The organism is Leptolyngbya iicbica LK, assembly GCF_004212215.1.
Taxonomy (GTDB): Bacteria; Cyanobacteriota; Cyanobacteriia; order Phormidesmidales; family Phormidesmidaceae; genus Halomicronema; species Halomicronema iicbica.
This window is the reverse complement of the sequence record NZ_QVFV01000002.1, coordinates 1,145,411-1,165,852: the sequence shown is the minus strand read 5'-3', so window position 1 is coordinate 1,165,852 and position 20,442 is coordinate 1,145,411. Positions and strand designations below refer to the sequence as shown.

The following is a 20,442-nucleotide window of genomic DNA, read 5'->3' as shown; positions in this document are numbered from 1 at the left end:
CAGCGGGCAAACCTTTAAGGTTGCAAATAAGGGCGCAGGCCCACCACTTCGCCAATGATGATGATGCAAGGGGAGAGTTTTTGCCCCTTGGTTTGTTGGGTAATGGTCAGTAGCGTGCCCGTCCAGATTTGCTGCTGTGGTTGGCTAGCCCAGCGAATAATCGCGACGGGGGTGTCTGGGCGTTTGTGGTAGCGGCGGAGGCGATCGCAAATCTCCCCCAAATTGCGTCCCCCCATCAGAATGACCAACACCGATAGCTTGGCCAGGGCCTCCCAGTTTTGCTGCTCTAAATCGTGGGCAGTGAGCACTGTGAACTGACTGCTCAGCACCGGGTCTGTCAGAGGAATGCCCGCCAGCAGCGGCGCGACCGTCGCCGATGACAACCCGGGCACGACTTCAAACAGGCACCCCGCCGCCTTCAGCGCTTGAATCTCTGAGGTGGTGCGGCCAAAGATAAACGGGTCGCCACTTTTGAGCCGAATCACCTGTTTCCCTTGCTGACACAGGCGCACTAACAATTGGTCAATATCCGTCTGGGCCCAACTGGCCTGCCCCCCCCGCTTGCCCACCGCATGGATTTCACAATCCGCAGGCACCAGTGTTAACAGTTCCTCGTTCACCAGTGCGTCATGGACTAACGCTTGTGCCGTCGTGAGCAACTGGTGAGCTTTGACGGTCAGCAAGTCCAGGGCGCCGGGGCCAGCCCCCACCAAATACACTTTTCCGGCTTGACTCAAAACGGTGCCCACCTGCGCATTGCCCTTCAATCATGGTGGATGGCGCGGGCGATCGCCGTCAATGTTTCTGAAGAATGCTAAATCTGCCCCGCTTCGCTGCCCGAATATGATACAAATGAACTAAAGAGCGCTTGACGAATTGGCCGACCTCGCTCCGGCAGGGCGCTCTTTCTTGCTACCCTCAAGACGTACCGGGCAATATAGGGCCAGTCTCTGTTATTGCCAGCTCAGCACCGCTCTACCTATGGCTCTCAAACCGCCTCGTTTAGACCCGCCATCTTACAATTACCCGGCTACGCAGCATGTTTATGAGGACTCGGCGCGATCGCCCCGTCCCCCGCAATCGCCTGTCTTGTTGCGGCTGTTTAACAGCCTGCTGGGCAGTCTCTCGGGCGGCATGTTGATCTTGGGTATGATTGCCGGGGTCGGGCTGTGGCGCTCGGGAGAGGACTTTGTGAACGGCATTCGCTCGGCCTTTATCCCCGCTGAGCCGGTGGAGACGGTGGACGTGCAAACGGTGGTCGTGCAGCAAATTCGCAGCGCCAGCGAACTCACCACGGCGGTCTTTACCATGGAGGCGGTGGTGCCTACGTCCAGCACCCGTACCTTTGCGAACTACGAAATCGGCAAAACGACGCTGATTTATGTGGCGAAGGGCGAAGTCCGGGCCGGGGTTGATTTGAGTGCGATCGCGCCGGAGCAGGTGAGCGCCAACGGCGACGTTTTGCGGGTGATGCTGCCGCCGCCGACCATTATTGATAAAAAGATCGATGTGGGCGAGTCTCAGGTGTTTGCCTACGATCGCGGCTTTTTAGGCTTGGGGCCTGACCGCGCCCCAGAATTGCAAGATCAAGCGCAGGAAGCCGCGCTCCAAAAACTAATTTTTGCCGCTTGTGAAGAGGGGATTTTGCAGCAGGCTAGCGATCGCGCTGAACTGGTCGTCACTCAACTCTTGCAAAACACGGGGTTTGCGCAGGTGATTGTCGAGTCGCAACCGTCGGCCAACCAAGCCTGTGCCACCGCCGGAACCAACACGGTACAGTAAACGTGGTTGTGTCAAGGTATTTCAATGCTAGAGCTTTATCAATTTGAAGCGTCAGCGTATAGCGAAAAGGTCAAGTTAATCCTCGATTACAAGCAGCTGCCCTACAAAACGGTGGAAGTGACCCCTGGGGTCGGGCAAATTGAGCTTTACCAACAGTCAGGGCAACGTAAAGTGCCCGTGCTTAAAGACGGAGGTGACTTGATTCCCGACTCGACGGCGATCGCCCTCTACCTCGACGAAAAATATCCCGACCGCCCCATCCTGCCCACGGAGCCGCGCCAAAAAGGGCTCTGTCTCGCCCTCGAAGATTGGGCTGACGAATCTCTGGGCATTCAGGGACGCAAAGCGATGATTGGGGCCTTCAACCAGCACCCAAATTTCCGCACAGCCTTACTGCCCACCGCCACCCCAGATTTGCTCAAAAATCTCGTCGGTGCTGTTCCTGGTGATGTGTTGAGCATTTTGGGCATGGGCGTCGGCTTTGGCCCCGACAGCGTCAAAGAAGCCACGAGTATTCTGAAGCAGGGGCTGGAATCCTTGTGCCTGATGCTGTCCAGTCAGCCTTATCTCGTGAGTGACCAGCCCACCCTAGCTGACTTTGCCGTGGCGGGACTGACCATGTACATCAAGTTTCCCGCGGCTCAGTATGTGGACTTGCCAGAAGGCATTTGCGGTAAAGGGGTACCCGGTCTAGCTGATGACATCAGCTTCCAGCCCTTCTTTGATTGGCGCGATCGCCTCTACGCCGACTATCGCCAAACCCGCGAAGGCGCGCCCGCCAGCAGCACTGGCCCCACCGCCATCAACATCGATTAAATCGCTGAAGTTCCCCAAATTCTGACCTGAACGTTGCGACGGGCAATCGCTAGAAACCCGGTTTCTTCATCATTGGCTTTATCAGATTTAGCCTGTTTGATGAGAAACCGGGTTTCAAACTTCAAACGTTGTCGGTGCTTAATTGAGCTTCGTTTGCTATGTCGCTCACCGTTTAACTCAACATTATTCAGTGAAGTAGTCCAGGTCGACTTTCTTGACTTCGTAAATTTCTTTCGTGCTAACTCCAACACCAAACTCAATCATGTATTGAGCCAGCGATTGACCGTCAATCAGAATTATCTTGTTATCGATTCTGGAGACAAAATCTCTTGCCTCAGCAGTAAAGGATGATGAAGTAATGAAAATCCCTTTTTTAGCCCTGAATCCTTGCAATGCACCAGCAAACTTTTGTACTTCAGGACGACCAACTGGATTCTCCCAGCGTTTCGCTTGTACATAGATGATGTCCAAGCCCAAACGATCTTCATTGATGGTGCCGTCAATACCGCCATCACCACTACGACCAACAATTTTGCTGGCATCCTTGCGCGTTCCGCCATATCCCATCTTGACTAAGACATCGATGACTAGGCGCTCAAAGAAACCTGGTGAGCAGTTCTTAATACTCTCTAGTAATTCCGCAGCTAATTCTTGAGTTAAGCCTTGAACTAAAGACTCTAGGGCCTCTTCAGGAGTTTTTCCTTGACTATTGATAGTCTCTTCTGTGCTGGTAGCAGAGTCCTCCCGTTTCAGATTTTTGAATTCAATGAACTCTGGGAATTGCTCGAGAAACTTGACATTAATACTTTGAGGATTTTGTTGGAGAACCGCTTGCCCCTGGTTTGTAATTTGGAAATATCCTCGTCGCGTTGATTTAAGCAAGCCAGCTTTTTTGAGATATGTCCTAGCCCATCCTACTCGGTTATCAAAAGTGCTCTGACGGCCACTTGGCAACATCTCTTGAGTTTCTTCTTCGCTTAGCTCAAAGTGCAAGGACAGCTTGTCAATGGCTTCTCGCAAAGAGTACTCACGCCCATTGGCGGCCAACTGAAGCAGCGGCAACATAATGGATTGATAGTCAGGGACGGTCACAGCAATGCCACCTTGAGGATGAGTTCTAGATTTAGATTACCCAGGCAGAGAAGCAACTGCTGTGGCTTCTTCCAAGTTGATCAACTGAAATAATTAGACGAGCTACGTTGATTTGGGTACTTCTACTTTTCATTGCTGAACATTTTGCCCACGAATTTGGTCAAAACTTCTCGGGGTAAAAAACGGCTGCTATTCACCACAAGTTGATTGCTAAAGCCGCCAGTGACCACATTTGAGTGGCCCTGATCCAAGGCTCGCAGCGCTTCTTTGACCACCGCTTCTGGCGAATCCAGGCTTTGTCCGGAGGCGGCTAGCGTGTCGGGAAAGTCTGCCGTTTCAAAAAATTGAGTTTCTGTCGGGCCGGGGCAGACTCCCAGCACCTTGATGCCGTAGGGCTGACATTCGTACCACAGGGCTTCGCTAAAGCTCAGCACAAAAGATTTGCTGGCCGCATACACCGCCAGGTAGGGCATCGGCTGAAAGGCCGCGATGGAACTGATGTTGAGAATGCTGCCCGATCGCCGCTGTTTCATCCCCTGGAGCGCTCGGTGCGTGAGATCGACGAGCACCGACACATTGAGCTGAATCATGTCGAGATAGGTTTGTCGATCGCCGTCGGCCACTTCGCCATAGGCGCCAAACCCAGCATTATTGACCAACAAGTCGACCTCAATGCCCTGCTGTTCTAGCTGGTTGAAAAGATGGTCAGCGGCGCCGTTGGCGAGCAAATCTTGTACGATGACGGTCGCTTGGATGCCGTGGGCAGCAGCCAATTGATCGGCGATCGCCTGCAATTTGTCCTGCGATCGCGCCACCAACACCAAGTCGTATCCCCGCGCCGCCAGTTGCTCGGCAAAGACCGCGCCAATGCCGCCGGACGCGCCGGTAATCAATGCTGTAGTCATCCGTTCCCTTAAAATTATTTGGCCCGACTTTCACTTCATCATGGATGCGGAATCGTCGATAGTCCTGACGACTACAGAATAAAGTTTTGCCTCAACGGTCAGTCCTGTCGAGGAACCCTGTTAAGTTCTAAAGCGATCGCTGTTTTTTCCGCCTATGCTAACGCTGACACAAGTTTGGGGCGCCCTGCTGATTTTTACCCTCTGTCCGTTGGTGGGGGCATTGCCGCTGAGTCACTGGGTCGTCACAGCGGTGGTGGGTGAGCGATCGCCCCTGCCTGCCTCGGGGACGCTGGGGGTGCCCGCCGCCTTTGAGATCGGTCTTCCTGTGGGACTGCTGGCGTTCTTGCTCGAAGCGGCCAAAGGCATTGGGGTGGTGCTGTTGGCGCGGCACTACTTTGCCACCGACCCCACGTGGGAAATCGTGGCGCTGATTGCTCTGGTGATGGGGCGCTACTGGGCCAGCCAATCGGTGGGTACGACGAGTGTGTTGTGGGGGGCGATCGCGCACAATCCCGTGGCGGCGGGCCTCACGTTGCTGATTAGCGTTCTCGGGTTCACCATTTTTCGCGAACGGCAGCAGGGACGCTTATTGGTGCTGGTCTTGTTCCCCGTGATTACGGCTCTGAGCCAAGCCCAGGGCATGCAGATTTTGCTGACGGCCTGTCTGAGTGGCCTGATTGCTTGGATCTATGACAAGCAGCCGGAAGATCTGGCGTTACCCAACCCCGCGTCACGTCTGGAATCGCGGCGGCTGTTTGGCTTTTTTCGCAGCGATCGCGCCCTCCTCTCTTTAGAAAAGCCGTTGGATGCGGCGACAGTGGGGGCCAAAGCGGCGCGACTTTCGCAGTTAATGGCGTGGGGGTATCCGGTGCCGACGGGCTATGTGCTGCCAGCGGGGGATGATCCGGCCATGCTGTTAGAAATCACCCGACCCTCGGTGAAGTCGCCGGTGGTGGTGCGGGCGTCGATTGTCGGCGATCGCCCCGCGCTGGCGTCGAGTGCCGGACAATATGCGGGCAGTGCCGACCTGACCTCGCCCGAGGCTCTGTACGCCGCGATGAATCAGTGCTTCCGCAATTATGAGCGCCCCAGTGCCGGGCAATATCGCCGCGATCGCAATTTGCCTGAAGGTAGTTTGGCGGTGATTGTGCAGCAGCAGGTGCCAGGAATTTGTAGTGGCGTCGCTGCTAGTCGCGATCCCTTCACCAGTCAGGGCGATGCTGTGCTGATTGAAGCGATCCTCGGTTCCGTGGCTCAGGTCACCGCCGGAACACAAGCCCCCGAGCGCTTTCGGGTGATGATTCAAGCCAATGACTTGCCAGACGATGTCACTGTGGCTGACAGCTGGGTGATTCCCACTGCCCTTACGTTAGAGGTGCAAGGCGAGGGCGACACGCCCCAGCGGTTGCTACAAGAAGTGGCGTTTTTGGCCCGCCATGTGGAGCGGCGATCGCAGGGCATTCCGCAAATGGTGGAGTGGAGCTTTGATGGCGATCGCCTATGGTTACTGCACAGTCGTCCCCTCATTCCGCCGCCGCCGGACTTGCCGCAAGACCAGACGCTGGCCCTACCGGGCTCGGGTTCATCACCCGGGGCAACAGCCCACGGAGCATCCCTGGTGGGATTGCCCGTATGTCCGGGGCAGACGCGGGGAACGGTGCGCTGGCTCAAAGCCGTCGCCGATCTGCGAGCCTTGCCGCCCGCCACGATTTTGGTGGTGCCTTATCTCAAAGCCAGTGAAATTCCGAGCTTGAGACAGCTCGGAGTGACCGGACTGATTGCCGAAACGGGGGGACAGTTGAGTCACGGCGCTGTGGTCGCGCGGGAATATGGCCTGCCCACGGTGATTTTGAGCGCGGGCCGCGATCGCCTCAAAGCCCGTCAAACCATTCGGCTTGATGGCAGCATGGGCACCCTTGAGTGGCTATAAATCCAGCCTGCTTTGCCGTTGCACCCAGGCATTGACGGGTCGGCACGGACGAGACCTCCACTGAGGGAGGGGTTGGAAAATTGCCTCTCCAATCGTCGGGGTTTGACACTGCCAAACCCTGACCGATTCTTCGCTAATTTGGGGGAAGTTCTAAGCGCACAGCCCTTAGGCCCTTGGCAGCCATGAACCCGCGATCGCATGAAGACTTAAGATGAGACAATCCAACCTCGCTGGGTTAAAAGGGGCGCTCTCGGCATGAACGACTACTCAAAATTTGCAGCAATTTCTCCCACCAGCTACGCCGATGCTGGGTTGGGGCGATCGCAATTTATGGATATGGGCATCCGAGAAATGTGGCCTCGTATCCCTCGCATTGCTGGCCCAGCCTACACCGTGAGCTGCCCGCCGGGCGATAACCTGATGCTGCACGCCGCCATTTATCGGGCCGAGCCTGGTGCGGTCATCGTCGTGCAAGCCGGTGATCTTGATTACGCCATGTCTGGTGGCAATGTCTGCGCCACGGCCCAAGCCCGGGGCATCGCTGGGTTTGTGATTGATGGTGTCATTCGCGATGTGGCCGAAGTGCGGGAAGCTGGCTTTGCGGTGTTTGCGCGGGGCCTCTCCCCTGTGCCTGGCAAAAAGCAAGCCCTGGGTACGCTCAATCAGCCCATCACCTGTGGGGGCGTACAGGTCCATCCGGGCGATATGGTCGTTGCTGACGAAGAAGGCATTGCCGTCATTCCCGCTGAGCGACAAGCAGATATTTGGCTGTCGGCCAAACAACGAATGGATAAAGATACCGCCCAATCGTTAGCAGAGTGGAAGGCAAATCACCACGCCAAAATCGAGCAAATCCTGCAAAGTTTGGGATTTGAAGCGGCGGACTCATGAAAGTAGAAGTCTTCAAAATTCCCCAAAGCGGTCCCAATGATTTGAGCGGCTTGCAACATCTGGTGGCGAGTGAAGCGCTTGATCCCCGCACCATTGTCGCCATTCTGGGCAAGACTGAGGGGAATGGCTGTGTCAATGATTTCACTCGCGGATTTGCGACGGCGACCCTCAAAAACTATCTGTGCCCGCTAATTGGAGCAGAACGCACCGCACAAATTGTCTTCGTGATGTCTGGCGGCACTGAGGGCGTGTTGAGTCCCCATCTGACCGTTTTTACTCGCCAAACGGAGGAATTAACGGGGCCGTCGCATCGCGGTTTAGCTGTGGGCATTCACCATACCCGAGATTTTGCCGTCGAGGAAATTGGGACGTTAACGATGGTGCAAGAGGTGGCGGCGGGGGTGACCGCCGCGATCGCAACTGCTCATTTGAGTCCCCAAGACGTTCACTTTGTGCAAATTAAATGCCCCCTGATCACGGCCTCTCGCCAAAGCCAGGGCAACGCAGTGGTCACCCAAGACAGTTACAAATCGATGGCCTATTCGCGGGGCGCAGCAGCGTTGGGAGTTGCCGTGGCCCTCGGCGAAATTGCGATCGCCGATCTTACCGCCGCCGATATCTGTCATAACTATGCGCTCTACTCTTCAGTCGCTTCGACTTCGGCTGGGGTTGAGTTGCAAAACTGTGAAATTTTGGTGCTGGGCAATGCGCCTGATACCCACAGCGACTATTTCATCGGTCATAGCGTGATGCAGCATGCGCTCGATGTGACTGCCGTGCAGCGGGCGATCGCCAGTGCTGAGTGCGATGACGATTATGCTCGCATTGTCAATATCTTCGCTAAAGCCGAAGCGGATCCGTCGGGGCAGCTTTTGGGCTGCCGCCACACCATGCTGGATGACTCTGACATTAACCATACCCGCATGGCTAGAGCGGTGGTTGGAGCCGCGTCGCTGCTGTCGTACAAGATCCCATGATTTACGTCTCGGGAGGCAGCGAGCACCAAGGACCAGCCGGCGGTGGCCCCATCGCCGTGATTAGTCGGCGATCTGCACGTGTATGATGCCCTCACTAACCCGCAATCGGTGGAGGTTGTTTTTTGCCAACGCCAGCATCAAGCATCTGACGAGGTTGCTTGTCACAGATTGACCCACCGCTAAAACGTCAACTGAACAACGGTTTCTGGGCATATTAATCCCAGGAGATAACGCTAGTACTGCGTCGGGACTAAAAATTAGGGTTTTGACGGTCTTACAAGTTGTCCATGTGTTCTGTACTTGTTAACCAGTCGCAGTTTTGCCCGATAGGGAGCAGATGTTGACGACTAGATATGTAGGTATCCTCTGAAACACGCACTGACAAGGTATTAACGACATCGACTGTTTCTGATTGCGATTACAGCCGCTAAAGTGGCCGAACTGTTGTCCTTACCTCTAACCATTTGCCATGACGAAAAAACTTGCAATGGACTGGAACCAGGACACTGATTTATCACCAGATTTAACCTCACCCAAAATCTTGGCGAAGAACATGTCCTCGATCAAAGATGCGATCGATCAAACTATTATCCTGGCCTATAAAGAAGACACCGAACCTTTAGAAACCTTTTTCCTAGAGCAAAAATTTGGTTGCCAAGTCATCCGCCAGAAACACAAGACTGGCCACAAGGGTTACTCGCCTAGCTACCTATGCATGCTCAACCACTGTAACGCCTGGCTAAAAGTCATTGCGTCTAATCAGCCCACGTTAATTTGCGAAGCGGATTTTGTCCCAGTGCGCAACTTAGCAAGCCTACCGCTGCCTTACGATCCGGCGCTCGGTGATATGGGGATTGCGTGGCTATATACCTGTGCCCCTCAGATCTACCACGTGTTGCCAAACAATCAGGCGGTCGGCTTTTCAACCTCTATGGTGGCCTATATTTTGACACCTATAGGAGCAAAGCATTTAATCGACATGGCATTCCAAATCGCCCAAGCTTCTGAGCCTAAGCAATACTCTACCTGGGATAGCTTGATTGAGGAATTCTTGCGTATTCGGGGGCTCAATGGCTACGTGCCCTGGCGCAACTACGGCGAACATGGCGGCAAACCCAATCCTGAGCATAAAAAAGCTGGTTTCAGTCCGGCACATCGCGCTGATGTGTTGTATGGACAACTCGCCTTCGCTCCGCTTTACACAGCAATGCAGCCCTATCCGGGCCTACACGTACTCTGCTCGCGTCTCAAAGCTCGGATTAAAGGTCTTGGTCGGTTAGCCCTGGGTAGATATTTACGGTTGCCCGTGTTAGCAGAATCTACGACCCCTTTGAAAATGCTGCGGTTCGCAATTGGGCGACAGTTGACCCTCCGTCCCTAGTGCTTGTCATCATTATCGTCAAAGCCCTACGGCAAAAGGACGAGCCTCTAGTCTGCTCTATGGGGGTGGGCGCAGCAATGCTCATCCCGCAAGGTTTCTAGAAATAGTTGATGACGTGCTCTGAGAGCCGAAGCTTTTGGTCGGCTCGGCGATGACTGCTGCTGCATCCACACAATAAAACAGCGTCCCTCAGAGCGAGAGACGCTGTTCTGAATCAGCTCAAACTAGCTAAGCCAATGAAGCCTAACCGATGATTTCGGGAGCCTCAGTGGTGGCCAAATCGAGGGGGAAGTTGTGAGCATTACGCTCGTGCATCACTTCCATACCCAGGTTGGCCCGGTTGATGATGTCCGCCCAAGTGGCAATGACGCGACCTTGAGAGTCCAACACCGACTGGTTGAAGTTGAAACCATTCAGGTTGAACGCCATGGTGCTGATGCCCAAAGCCGTGAACCAGATGCCGATGACGGGCCAGGCACCCAAGAAGAAGTGCAAGGAACGGCTGTTGTTAAAGGACGCATATTGGAAGATCAGACGACCGAAATAGCCGTGAGCCGCCACGATGTTGTAAGTCTCTTCTTCCTGACCGAATTTGTAGCCGTAGTTCTGAGACTCGCTCTCGGTGGTCTCGCGCACCAAGGAGGAAGTCACCAAGGAACCGTGCATCGCGGAGAACAAGCTGCCGCCGAACACTGCTGCCACACCCAACATGTGGAAGGGATGCATCAAGATATTGTGCTCAGCTTGGAAGACGATCATGAAGTTGAACGTCCCGGAGATACCTAAGGGCATCCCGTCAGAGAAGGAACCCTGACCCAGGGGATAGATCAAGAAGACTGCGGTTGCCGACGCCAACGGCGCAGAGTAGGCAACGCAGATCCAAGGACGCATGCCCAAGCGATAGGACAGCTCCCACTGACGACCAAGATAGGCAAAGCAGCCAATCAAGAAGTGGAACACGATGAGCTGGTAAGGGCCACCGTTGTACAACCACTCATCGAGGGAAGCGGCTTCCCAGATGGGGTAGAAGTGCAGACCGATCGCGTTGGAAGAAGGCACGACCGCACCGGAGATGATGTTGTTGCCGTACATCAAGGAGCCAGCAACGGGCTCGCGAATGCCGTCAATGTCAACGGGAGGAGCGGCGATGAACGCAATCACGAAACAAGTCGTGGCGACGATCAGCGTGGGAATCATCAGCGTGCCGAACCAGCCTACATAGAGGCGATTTTCGGTGCTGGTGACCCACTGACAATAGCGCTCCCACATACCCGCTTGGCGGGCTTGAGAAGTAGTAGTCATAGTGATGATTGCCAGTATAGATACGACAAAAAAGAACAGATGAACCTCTGTTAAGTACAGTTGCCCACCTGTTGATTAGCGTAAAGATTCTTTTTGGGGATTTGAACGGCTCGAACAGAAATCTTTGTGTTGTGAAACACTCCGTAATTCTTTTGGCGAAAAAGTTTACGTTTGGCTGAAGTGTAGGATTTGTACCTTAGCAGCTCTCGGCTGCCCTTGTGGAGAAAGCATTGCGGCCATGCTCTCAATGTCGGAGCAGATTAGCCTGGAGGCCATTGCAGCGATCGCCCACCGAGCAAATGCATGTGCAAGTGAAAGACCGTCTGACCGCCATCAGTGCCCGTGTTGATCACCACGCGATAGCCGTCTTCGGCAATGCCCAGTTGCTCTGCTAAGGCTTTGAGGGTCACCATCATGTGGCCTAGCAGCTCTTTGTCGTCACTGGTGGCGTCTGACAACTTGGGAATCGGCTTTTTCGGAATGAGGAGCACATGGGTGGGCGCTTGAGGCGAAATGTCGCGAAACGCCAGACAGAGATCGTCTTCATACACGATGTCAGCGGGGATCTCGCGGCGGATGATTTTGCCGAAAATCGTGTCTGTACTCATGGGGCATTAGCCTCTGGAACTGTCACCCTGTCATCATACCGGGCTGATGTCCGCCGCTGCGATTAAATCTGTGCGCGGGGTTGGGGCTGGGCAAAGAGCTGCTGTAAGGCACGGGTGCGATCGCTCAATGTTTCCCCTGGCGCCACCTGCCATAAGGATTCATAAAAGAAGAACGAGACGCCTTGAAAGCCCATTGAACGGGCCGTTTGTACCTGTTGGTGGATTAGCGATGCGGACACAGGTGCATTGCGTAAGCCGGTGAGAATGCCGATGCTGGTGGGCACGTGGCGGTTGGCATCGTAGAGGGTGCGATCGCGCAAGGTGTGCCGAAAGCTATCCAAACTGGCGCGATAGACCTGCACCACTAGCTCTTCGACGTAGCCCAGATCGCGCCACCGGGGCCAATCTTGCAGCGAGTAATGATAAGCAAAATAAGCAGGGTTGGGCGAGATGGAAATCACCGCATTGGGGCGTCGGGCTTTGATGGTACGAAAGATGAGATCCATCAAGTCGGTGATCTTGTCGGCCCGCCATCGTACCCATTCCGGATCACTGTAATTGGCGGGGGGCGACTGGCCGCCATGTTCGCGCTGATACAGGCTCACCGTATAGGGGTCGTAGCCAAATTCCACGGGCAGGCTGAAGTGATCGTCAAATTGAATGCCGTCGATGTCATAGTTCTCGGCGAGCTCGCCCAACAGTTCCAGCATGAAGCGCTGCACATGGGGATGAAACGGATTTAGCCAAACGCGGTTGTGGTCACCTTCTTGCGAAAATTGGGCGGCGGGTAAGGCACCGCGCTTTTGCGTTAGCCAGTCAGGATGACGTTCTGCTAAGGGCGATTTGGCCGGAGCCATAAAGCCAAACTCGAACCAGGGGATTACGGTGAGATGGTGTTGATGGCCGATGGTGATCACTTCTTGCAGCATGTCGCGATCGCCCTGGGCGGCTTCCAGTTCCTCATTGCGACCGATGCCATCAAAATCGGGATAAAGTCCCTGGGCATAGCCAATTTCGCGCTCGGCAATTTGGCTGGGATATAGCGTATATCCCCAATTCCAGACAACGGGGTAAACGGTATTGAAATGGAAATCGGCGAGTTGCTGAAGGCCATGTTCTACCGACTGCCGTGAAAAGAGTACGGCGCTGTCGATGTTGGTCAGCCAAACGCCGCGCAGCTCTCTCTGGGGGGAGTGGGCTGGTGTTGACGGTGCTGTCGGCACAGGGGCTGGCGTGCCGCTATCCGGAGGATAGCCAAACGGCAAGGCCCACAGTGACCCTTGACTCAGTCCCAGCCACAGGGCCGTCAATATTGTTAGTCCGAAATAGCGAAACCCTTTCATACCAAGTGTTCTAATCCTGGTATGACCTTTCGCGCTGGCGAATCTCGCATCCGGAGAATTTGCGTTGGCGTTAGGCGGCGATCGCACCTCTAATCGCCCTTATTCCTGAACCCAGATGGCCAGGCCGCCGCCCCGACCCCGCGCGGCAATGTAATCTGCCGTCGCGGTGAAAAAGGCGAAGAACGGCAATTTTGCAACAGGTGTGGTGACAAAGGATTGGTCGTCGCGCTGTCCGATTTTGCCGCTGAACACCTTTAGGCCAAAGCACTGCAACTGTAGGTAGGTGAAATCAAAGACCAGCAGATTCTTTTTGCCGGGATAGCGGGCTGGCCCCGTAAAGCGCACTGTCAGCGGCCCAATTTGTAGCTCATTGGTAATCTGCAGTGAGTCCTCACTATCACCGTTACGGGCAAAACTGATGCGGGCGATCGCTAGCTTCGGCATATAAAAACCGTTACCCACAGGTTGTCCCGATTGTAATTTGGCCTTTTTGCCCGCACTAAAGCACAGCCGCCAAGTGCCTAACAGCACGTCTAAAGGCAGGCTTTTGCGAGTTTGTTTCGCCGCTTTTTCGGCTCTGAGTAGGGCCGCGGTGAGCGTTTTACCATCAGGTCGGGACTGTTGCTGGGGCGCTAGAAAGCCCTGGGCCGCCGCTGTCAAAAGGTGGGCGGAGTCTTGGTCAAGGGTTGTCGTCATCAGGTTTTCTCTCGAAATAGATTCTCCTCTCGGGTTCGCGTCGAGGAATGAGCCCCAATTGACTTAAATCTCGCACAGCATTGGGGTTCTTTTACGTTAACCGCAATCTGCGCTGACTATTTTTCGGGTAAATGCTTGCTTGCCAATCATTTGTCAAGGGACGGTTCCCCATTGACTTGACCGAGATTCTTTAAGGATAGGCCAAGGGAACCGTCCCCTAGTGATGATGTGGACCTGGGGTCGATTAATTGGAGACTGAGGGCAACGTTGGGCGACCTGCTGTTTTGGGGGTGGCCAGGTCACATTCTACCCGAGCCATGGGGGGCGGTTGTTCACCGGGGGGTGTGTCAGGCGTGGCGGCCACAACGGTGCGCGGCTGCACAACGCAGGTTTTGGTCAAATAATAGCCGTCTTGGGTCGAGGCTGGCCCCGACCATAGCGCCATTAAGTTGAGCACATAGCTGCCGTTTTCGAGGGCATCGCTAACCGCTTGTAGTTGCCATAAATCGCTCTCTTGGGGCGAGGTTAACGAGGCGACGGTGCTGTTTTCAATGGTGGCGAGGCGTTCGTCTAGCCCCAGGAGCCAGCGCTCGACGTAGGGCCAGGGAGTGTTGTCAAGTTCTTTAGTGATTTCGGTTTCGGCTGAGGTCAGTAGCACAATGCCCCGAGCCTTTTCGGCGGGCGGTTCCGAGGCGCGAAAGACGAAACCACTCCGGGCAAAGTCGTCGGCGAGCAAACTGGGGTAGCTGTCGAACCAGGTTTGCAGCCGAAAGTACAGTTGAAACCAGTTGCTAAACAGCAAGGCCAACAAGGTCAGAAGAATGAGTTGCTGGCGGACTGGAGGCGGTGGCAGTTTGGGTTGCAGCTCCCAGGTCAAAAACGAGGGGACGGCAATGATGGCGACGGATATTAAGGGCCAGGACATCAGCCCAACTTCCCAAGAGCCCCAGGGCATGATGCCAAAGATATAGAGACAGGCGATCGCCCCCATGACCCAAGGCGCAACGGGAATGCCAAAAAAGCGGACTTTCGCTTCTTCTAAAAACCAGCCAATGCCCAGGGCAAAAAAGAGCCAGCCGCCGGTCGCGATGAGGTTGACGGTGAAGCCCTTACCGACGGTCAGCCGCGCTACCCAGGACATCGTGAACGAAAAGATGCCCAGATAAATCAGAGTTTGCCAGGCGTAATAGTCAGCCGGAAACAAGAAGCCGGAAATGCGCGCCCAGAGGCCTTGCAGAAACTTGATCATAGTCGCTGGGTCACTCCGTAACGCAGCACTAAGAGCAGCAAAATGGCGGTAAAGCTTAAGGCATTCGCTTGCAGTACTGCCAAGATGTGCGGGGAGTTGGTTTTTTGTTGGGGCGATCGCCGATAGCGGTAGCGATTTTTATTTTCTTCCGTATTTCTAGGCGCGATGGGATTTCCCAAAGCCCAAGTGAGCCCTTCTAACCCAATGACCTTGAGCCAAAAGGTGACAAAAAACGTGACTAATCCGGCGACCACGATCAAGATGCCCAGGTTACTGGCCAACCCGTTAACGTAAAAATTGCCGAATAAAACGTAGCTGATCAATTGCCGGCGTAGATCCGTCGGCAAGATCGATTCCATACTAAAAAACGCCATCCACCCCAAAACTACCGTCAGCAGATTCAGGCTGGCCGCATAGCGGATGCTGGGTTGATAGCCAAGTTGCAACTGTTTTCGCAGTACCTGGGCTTCGAGGGCGATCGCCACCAGCAGCAGCAAACACTGAAAAACGATTGCCCGCAGGGGCAACACCGCAGCGTTATCGAGCAAAGAAAACGGCATACAATTGCTAGCTGAATCGGGAGACGAGGAAGGCCATTACCGCTGTACGTACCCAGGCAACAAGGGTATCTCGTTGGTAAAGGTTTCGATAGAATTTTAGGCGGTACCGCTCAAAACTTAACGCCCAACAATAACAAATGGTCAGAACTGGCATCGGAATTCGCACCGCACAGCTCCACAATGAGCGCTTAGCCGGCCAAATTCACGTCTACGATGGCGAGGGTAAGGGCAAATCGCAGGTGGCGTTGGGGGTGGTACTGCGCTCCATTGGGCTCGGCATTCAAAATTTTATGGAAAGCCGGGTGCTGTTGCTGCGGTTTTTGAAAGGGCCAGGGCGCACCTATGACGAGGACGCAGCGATTGAGGCGTTGCAGCGGGGGTTTCCCCATTTGATTGATCAGGTGCGCACGGGGCGGGCAGAGTTTTTTGGTCCCGAAGGCATTACTAAGTTTGACCGCATGGAAGCCCAGCGGGGCTGGGATGTTGCTAAAGGCGCGATCGCGTCGGGGCTGTATTCAGTAGTGGTGCTGGACGAAATTAATCCGGTAATCGACCTGGGGCTGCTGTCGGTTGAGGATGTGGTGCGATCGCTGAAAAATAAACCAGAGCATTTAGAAGTCATCGCCACTGGACGCGGGGCGCCCGCCCCCTTGGTGGAAATCGCCAATCTGCATTCCGAAATGAAGCCCCAGCGGCTGCAGAATATGGACTTTCCAGGCATTGAAGGAGTCGAGATTTACACCGGGGACGGCAAGGGCAAATCGACGAGCGCGTTGGGCAAGGCCCTGCAGGCGATCGGGCGGGGCATCAGTCAAGATCAGTCCCACCGTGTGCTCATCATGCAGTGGCTCAAAGGTGGGCAAGGCTATACCGAAGATGCGGCGATCTCGGCCTTGCGCAAGAGTTATCCCAACCTGGTGGATCATCAGCGCTGCGGCCGCGATGCGATTGTCTGGCGTGGTCAGCAGCAAGAAATTGATTACGTCGAAGCGGAGCGGGGATGGGAACTGGCCTGTACCGCGATCGCTTCGGGCCTCTATAAGACCATCATTTTGGATGAATTGAATCCCACCGTTGACCTAGAGCTGCTGCCTGAGGATCCCATCGTACAGGCGCTATTGCGCAAGCCTCGGGATACAGAAGTCATTATTACCGGACGTTGCAAAAATCCTCCCGCGTATTTTGAGCTGGCGAGCACTCACTCTGAAGTGTTTAACCACAAGCACTATGCGGAAAATGGAGTCGATCTTAAACGGGGTGTTGATTATTGAGGTGCTGGAGTGGAGCGATCGCTCAGGGGGAAGGCGCTCCCTGCTTTTATCACGGCTGACGGGAAACCGTCAGGAGCCGCAGCTATTCGGGTACGCCGTCGCCTTGAATATCGTCTGAAATGACCGCTAAGGAATTGATGACCGCGATCGCTGCTTCTGGCGCCAGATTTGTGCAAGGCACTTCAGGACTCAGCGTGCTGTTGATCAATGCGGCCCCAGACAACCGCACAAAGCCTCCTTCCACCGGCAGCCAGTCACTGATTAATAACGGTGCGGGCGACTGCTGGCGTAAGGCTGGATCGTCGTATAGCCCATAGTTCAAGCCATATTCCGCCGTGTCGTCGGTGAGTATCGGTGGCGTTAGGGGTAAACGGTTTTCCGTCGGGGGGATGCCGCCGATGCCGCCCATCGTGTACTCAATCAAAAAGCAGCGATCGCTGCCATCGCGATAAAGCACCTGATAGCCCCCAAACCGCTCGTCTGACTGCGTGAGCAGCTGCACCACCGCAAATTCATCGGGAATCGCTGTCGGCAGCACCAGTGGTAACCCTAACGCGCGAATTTGCGCGGTTTGCGCTGGCGTAATGAGGGCCAAAAAGGCCGTATCTGGGGGCGGGGGCGGCGCTGGCACCGATGCGGTGGGTTCATCAAGGGATGGTGGCCCGGTCACTTCCGGTGGGGCCGGACGGCAGGCGACCAGTCCTAACAGGCACAAGCCCGCGATCACGCCGCCTAGCGTTCTCCTTGCCCCCACTCCCTGGATTGATGAATGCCCAAACCGCGATCTCATATTGCCTCTTGAAGCCTGATCCCGCTGCATGATAGCGCTATTTCACCCCGGACAAGTGGGGCGATCGTGGGCCTGAAGGGGACGGGTCCCTTGGACTCAAGCGAGACCGAACGGGTTGATCCGTCAGGGACCCGTCCCCTCCTACTTTGTCGAGGTTTAGAGCAGATGCTGGAACTTGGGATCTGCCCCCAGGGCCTTGACGGCTTTTTTGATGTCTTGGGTACGACTTTTGTGCACCACCAGGGTGGCCTTGCCATCGCGTACTACCACCACATCTTCCAGGCCAATGGTGACGATCACCTCATCTTCGTCTGAGGCGTAGACAATGCTGTCAGTAGTGTCGAGTCCGAGATGTTGCGCCATTTCCACATTGGGCGTTTCGGGAGTTTTCAGCAGCCGCTCCACGGCGTTCCAATCGCCGAGGTCATCCCACCCAAAGTTCACGGGCATCACACAGGCTTTGTCAGTCTTTTCCATGACGGCGTAGTCGATGCTGAGTTTGTCGAGCTTGGCGTAAGCGTCGACTCCCTGAGCGCGCAAGGGCTCCATGATTTGCGGCGCATGGGTATCTAACTCTTGCAGCATCACCCCCGCCGGAAAGATAAACATGCCGCTATTCCAGCTAAAGCGACCGCTGGCGATAAAGTCTTCCGCAGTACTCTCATCCGGCTTTTCGGTAAAGCGGGCCACGGTGTAGGCCGCGCAGTCACCGTAGGTGCCGAGGGGATCGCCTTGCTCGATGTAGCCGTACCCCGTCGAGGGAAAGGTGGGGGTAATGCCCAGGGTGGCGATCGCGCCTCGCTCGGTGGCTAAGGCGGCGGCCGCTTTCAACGTCTCGCGATAGCCCGCTTCATCCGCAATCCAGTGATCAGCGGGAAAGAACCCCGCGATCGCCCCGTCGCCATGACGCTTGGCTACCTCCAAGGTTGCCCAGGCCACTGCTGGGGCCGTATCTTTGCCCTCTGGCTCAATCAAAAGATTTTGCTCGGGCAGGTCCGGCAGTTGTTCCCGAATGCCATCAGCCAAATGGGCGGCCGTGATGACCCAGAGTGAGTCCCAGCTTTCCGCCATTGGTAAGAGTCGGTTCGCGGTGGATTGCAGTAGACTAAAACCGCTTCCATCCAAGCAGAGAAACTGCTTCGGGTGTTGGCGGCGGCTTACAGGCCAAAAGCGTTCACCCTTGCCGCCAGCCAAAATCACTGGAATCACCGTCGGGGGCATAGTGCTGACACTCCAAATATTGTCCGGCCTATAGTACCCAAAGCTTCAGAGAAGCAGGATATAATCGCCTTAATCTTTATTCATATTTTTGCAAGTAAGCCTTTAAGTTCGCTTCAAAAACAGTTCGCCAGAGCCGTCTCAACTCTCAGTCGGCTCCCAAATTTTAGAAAAGTGTGAGGTTTCATGTCGCCGTCTGTTCAACCCCCCCCGCATAAAACACCCCCCCAGGCGACGCCACAGACTGCTACGCCTCATGCACCGACCTCGGCCACCGATTTAGTGTCGGCGGTCGGGCCTTGGGTACGCCGGATTGTGTGGACGATTGTGTTTGGGGGGACGGCGATCGCAGCGGCGGTCGGGGGCGCATTGATCGCGACGACAGTGCCTTTACCGGAGTCTTTGCAAACCGAAGATAACGCCCCGCTGAACTTGGCCGATATGTGGGAAACGGGGTTTCGCTATCAGGTGACGCGCCCGGTCAACATTTTGATCATGGGCGTCGATTTACCCGAGCCAGGGCAAGAGGGAGCCGACACCCTGTTTTCGGGGCGATCGGACGTGATGCTGTTGGCCCGCATTGATCCCGAGGAAGGTTCCGTAGATTTGCTGTCGATCCCCCGTGATACCCAGGTCAACATTCCTGGCGAAGGGGTGACCAAGATTAACCATGCCAATCTGGCGGGTGGGCCAGAGTTAGTTGCGAGCACGATTCAGAGCAATTTGGGGCCGGTGCCCATCGATCGCTATGTGCGGGTCAGCACCGGCGCCTTGCGCGAGCTGGTAGATTTGCTCGGTGGGGTCGAGGTCAACGTGCCGCAGCGCATGGTCTATCAAGACGTGACTCAGGGGTTGAATATTGACCTGGAGCCGGGTTGGCAGACCCTGGATGGTAGTCAGGCTGAGCAGTTTGCGCGGTTCCGCAGTGATGGCAATGGTGACATTGGCCGGGTGCAGCGGCAGCAAATTTTGATCAAGGCGATCCGCGATCGCCTCACCCATCCCACGGTGATCCCCCGCTTGCCGCAGGTGACGCGGGTCATGATGCGTTACGTGGATACCAACCTCACGGTGGAAGAGATTTTGGCCTTGTCCAATGTCGCGATGGAAATTGAGCCCGACAGTATGCAAATGGTGATGCTGCCGGGACGCTTTAGTTCGCCGCAGGAATACATCGCGAGTTACTGGATTTTGGATGCGGTGGCGACCCAGCAGGTGATGAATAACTTTTTTGATTTGGACGGCGTGGCGCTGCTCTCCAATCGAGAAAATCAAGTCATCACGAGTTTGCCCATTGCGGTACAAAATGCCTCGGGGGAACCGCGCGTAGCGGGCGAGGTGGCGGATTATCTCCGCAGTGAAGGCTTCCGTAATGTGTATGTCATTGGTGACTGGTCGGGCGAGCTGCAGCGGACTCAAGTGGTGGCCCAGCGAGGCGATGTCAACAGCGCCGAATTGATGACCTCGATTTTGAATCTGGGTCGAGTCGCTGCGGAATCGACTGGTGATTTGCAGTCGGAACTGACGGTGCGGGTGGGCCGCGACTGGCTGATGCGATCGCCCGACGTGCAGTAATCAATACGCTGGCTACCTGACCATGAATGGACGCCTATGGGGGCTCGTGAAAATTG

General features: G+C 55.3%; 18 protein-coding genes and 1 pseudogene. 8 read left to right on the top strand and 11 right to left on the bottom strand.

Going from position 1 to position 20,442, the window contains the following annotated elements; all coding sequences use genetic code 11:
* Positions 1–14: 14 nt before the first annotated feature.
* Positions 15–749: a uroporphyrinogen-III C-methyltransferase gene (cobA, locus tag DYY88_RS12190; RefSeq protein ID WP_039730054.1), complete on the bottom strand. Its 735-nt coding sequence runs from the start codon at positions 747–749 to the stop codon at positions 15–17.
* Positions 750–981: 232 nt separating this feature from the next.
* On the opposite strand from cobA, the gene DYY88_RS12185 reads away from it, so the two are divergent.
* The gene (locus DYY88_RS12185; protein ID WP_084607100.1) at positions 982–1,782 is read left to right on the top strand and encodes a DUF4230 domain-containing protein; all 801 of its coding nucleotides are present in this window, start codon (positions 982–984) and stop codon (positions 1,780–1,782) included.
* A 24-nt stretch (positions 1,783–1,806) separates the two neighbouring features.
* Entirely contained in the window at positions 1,807–2,598 is a 792-nt protein-coding gene (locus DYY88_RS12180; RefSeq protein ID WP_039727733.1) for a glutathione S-transferase family protein, read from the top strand.
* Between the two features lie 183 nt (positions 2,599–2,781).
* On the opposite strand, the gene DYY88_RS12175 is transcribed toward DYY88_RS12180, so the two are convergent.
* Positions 2,782–3,690, bottom strand: a complete 909-nt coding sequence (locus tag DYY88_RS12175; RefSeq protein WP_039727736.1) for a restriction endonuclease — start codon at positions 3,688–3,690, stop codon at positions 2,782–2,784.
* A gap of 122 nt (positions 3,691–3,812) precedes the next feature.
* Complete coding sequence (locus tag DYY88_RS12170) at positions 3,813–4,595, bottom strand: SDR family NAD(P)-dependent oxidoreductase (protein ID WP_039727737.1); 783 nt, start codon at positions 4,593–4,595, stop codon at positions 3,813–3,815.
* A 154-nt stretch (positions 4,596–4,749) separates the two neighbouring features.
* Here DYY88_RS12170 and DYY88_RS12165 point away from each other — a divergent pair, with 154 nt between their 5' ends.
* The 4 genes and pseudogenes from DYY88_RS12165 to DYY88_RS12150 all read left to right on the top strand — a co-directional run bounded on the left by DYY88_RS12165 (position 4,750) and on the right by DYY88_RS12150 (position 9,774).
* The gene (locus tag DYY88_RS12165) at positions 4,750–6,525 is read left to right on the top strand and encodes a glycerol-3-phosphate acyltransferase (RefSeq protein WP_052288490.1); all 1,776 of its coding nucleotides are present in this window, start codon (positions 4,750–4,752) and stop codon (positions 6,523–6,525) included.
* A 255-nt stretch (positions 6,526–6,780) separates the two neighbouring features.
* Entirely contained in the window at positions 6,781–7,416 is a 636-nt protein-coding gene (locus tag DYY88_RS12160) for an RraA family protein (RefSeq protein ID WP_039727739.1), read from the top strand.
* Positions 7,413–8,479, top strand: a pseudogene (atzD, locus tag DYY88_RS12155) (cyanuric acid amidohydrolase). Before DYY88_RS12160 ends, atzD begins: the two are co-directional and overlap by 4 nt.
* Before the next feature lie 383 nt (positions 8,480–8,862).
* Positions 8,863–9,774, top strand: coding sequence for an LPS biosynthesis glycosyltransferase (locus DYY88_RS12150; protein ID WP_236146368.1), 912 nt, complete (start codon positions 8,863–8,865; stop codon positions 9,772–9,774).
* A 243-nt stretch (positions 9,775–10,017) separates the two neighbouring features.
* On the opposite strand, the gene psbA is transcribed toward DYY88_RS12150, so the two are convergent.
* The 6 genes from psbA to fraC form a co-directional block, all read right to left on the bottom strand.
* The gene (gene psbA / locus DYY88_RS12145) at positions 10,018–11,076 is read right to left on the bottom strand and encodes a photosystem II q(b) protein (RefSeq protein ID WP_044151286.1); all 1,059 of its coding nucleotides are present in this window, start codon (positions 11,074–11,076) and stop codon (positions 10,018–10,020) included.
* A gap of 260 nt (positions 11,077–11,336) precedes the next feature.
* Positions 11,337–11,684, bottom strand: coding sequence for a histidine triad nucleotide-binding protein (locus tag DYY88_RS12140; RefSeq protein WP_039727741.1), 348 nt, complete (start codon positions 11,682–11,684; stop codon positions 11,337–11,339).
* A 62-nt stretch (positions 11,685–11,746) separates the two neighbouring features.
* On the bottom strand, positions 11,747–13,027 hold the full coding sequence (locus tag DYY88_RS12135) for a glycoside hydrolase family 10-like protein (protein WP_039727743.1): 1,281 nt from the start codon (positions 13,025–13,027) through the stop codon (positions 11,747–11,749).
* Positions 13,028–13,126: 99 nt separating this feature from the next.
* Positions 13,127–13,723 (bottom strand): hypothetical protein, encoded by a 597-nt coding sequence (locus tag DYY88_RS12130; RefSeq protein ID WP_044151287.1) that lies wholly within the window; start codon positions 13,721–13,723, stop codon positions 13,127–13,129.
* Between the two features lie 244 nt (positions 13,724–13,967).
* Positions 13,968–14,972 carry a DUF5357 family protein gene (locus DYY88_RS12125; RefSeq protein WP_039727744.1) on the bottom strand — a complete coding sequence of 335 codons (1,005 nt, stop codon included), beginning with the start codon at positions 14,970–14,972 and terminating at the stop codon, positions 13,968–13,970.
* Positions 14,969–15,532, bottom strand: coding sequence for a filament integrity protein FraC (gene fraC, locus DYY88_RS12120; RefSeq protein ID WP_039727746.1), 564 nt, complete (start codon positions 15,530–15,532; stop codon positions 14,969–14,971). Before fraC ends, DYY88_RS12125 begins: the two co-directional genes overlap by 4 nt.
* Positions 15,533–15,669: 137 nt before the next feature.
* On the opposite strand from fraC, the gene DYY88_RS12115 reads away from it, so the two are divergent.
* Entirely contained in the window at positions 15,670–16,803 is a 1,134-nt protein-coding gene (locus tag DYY88_RS12115; RefSeq protein ID WP_039727747.1) for a cob(I)yrinic acid a,c-diamide adenosyltransferase, read from the top strand.
* Positions 16,804–16,885: 82 nt separating this feature from the next.
* Here the strand turns inward: DYY88_RS12115 and DYY88_RS12110 are convergent, their stop codons facing one another.
* A complete protein-coding gene (locus tag DYY88_RS12110; RefSeq protein ID WP_130199414.1) occupies positions 16,886–17,593 on the bottom strand; it encodes a hypothetical protein in 708 nt (235 codons plus the stop codon).
* A 156-nt stretch (positions 17,594–17,749) separates the two neighbouring features.
* The gene (locus tag DYY88_RS12105; protein WP_039727749.1) at positions 17,750–18,814 is read right to left on the bottom strand and encodes a mannose-1-phosphate guanylyltransferase; all 1,065 of its coding nucleotides are present in this window, start codon (positions 18,812–18,814) and stop codon (positions 17,750–17,752) included.
* Between the two features lie 183 nt (positions 18,815–18,997).
* Between DYY88_RS12105 and DYY88_RS12100 the strand changes: the two genes are divergently transcribed.
* Entirely contained in the window at positions 18,998–20,386 is a 1,389-nt protein-coding gene (locus tag DYY88_RS12100) for an LCP family protein (RefSeq protein ID WP_044151288.1), read from the top strand.
* Positions 20,387–20,442 lie beyond the last annotated feature (56 nt).

What these genes read in the sequence shown, in the direction of transcription:
- DYY88_RS12185 (WP_084607100.1), top strand. Translation starts at nt 982, where the DNA reads ATGGCTCTCAAACCGCCTCGTTTAGACCCGCCATCTTACAATTACCCG.
- DYY88_RS12180 (WP_039727733.1), top strand. Translation starts at nt 1,807, where the DNA reads ATGCTAGAGCTTTATCAATTTGAAGCGTCAGCGTATAGCGAAAAGGTC.
- DYY88_RS12170 (WP_039727737.1), bottom strand. Translation starts at nt 4,595, where the DNA reads ATGACTACAGCATTGATTACCGGCGCGTCCGGCGGCATTGGCGCGGTC.
- DYY88_RS12165 (WP_052288490.1), top strand. Translation starts at nt 4,750, where the DNA reads ATGCTAACGCTGACACAAGTTTGGGGCGCCCTGCTGATTTTTACCCTC.
- DYY88_RS12160 (WP_039727739.1), top strand. Translation starts at nt 6,781, where the DNA reads ATGAACGACTACTCAAAATTTGCAGCAATTTCTCCCACCAGCTACGCC.
- DYY88_RS12150 (WP_236146368.1), top strand. Translation starts at nt 8,863, where the DNA reads ATGACGAAAAAACTTGCAATGGACTGGAACCAGGACACTGATTTATCA.
- psbA (WP_044151286.1), bottom strand. Translation starts at nt 11,076, where the DNA reads ATGACTACTACTTCTCAAGCCCGCCAAGCGGGTATGTGGGAGCGCTAT.
- DYY88_RS12140 (WP_039727741.1), bottom strand. Translation starts at nt 11,684, where the DNA reads ATGAGTACAGACACGATTTTCGGCAAAATCATCCGCCGCGAGATCCCC.
- DYY88_RS12135 (WP_039727743.1), bottom strand. Translation starts at nt 13,027, where the DNA reads ATGAAAGGGTTTCGCTATTTCGGACTAACAATATTGACGGCCCTGTGG.
- DYY88_RS12130 (WP_044151287.1), bottom strand. Translation starts at nt 13,723, where the DNA reads ATGACGACAACCCTTGACCAAGACTCCGCCCACCTTTTGACAGCGGCG.
- DYY88_RS12125 (WP_039727744.1), bottom strand. Translation starts at nt 14,972, where the DNA reads ATGATCAAGTTTCTGCAAGGCCTCTGGGCGCGCATTTCCGGCTTCTTG.
- fraC (WP_039727746.1), bottom strand. Translation starts at nt 15,532, where the DNA reads ATGCCGTTTTCTTTGCTCGATAACGCTGCGGTGTTGCCCCTGCGGGCA.
- DYY88_RS12115 (WP_039727747.1), top strand. Translation starts at nt 15,670, where the DNA reads ATGGTCAGAACTGGCATCGGAATTCGCACCGCACAGCTCCACAATGAG.
- DYY88_RS12110 (WP_130199414.1), bottom strand. Translation starts at nt 17,593, where the DNA reads ATGAGATCGCGGTTTGGGCATTCATCAATCCAGGGAGTGGGGGCAAGG.
- DYY88_RS12105 (WP_039727749.1), bottom strand. Translation starts at nt 18,814, where the DNA reads ATGCCCCCGACGGTGATTCCAGTGATTTTGGCTGGCGGCAAGGGTGAA.
- DYY88_RS12100 (WP_044151288.1), top strand. Translation starts at nt 18,998, where the DNA reads ATGTCGCCGTCTGTTCAACCCCCCCCGCATAAAACACCCCCCCAGGCG.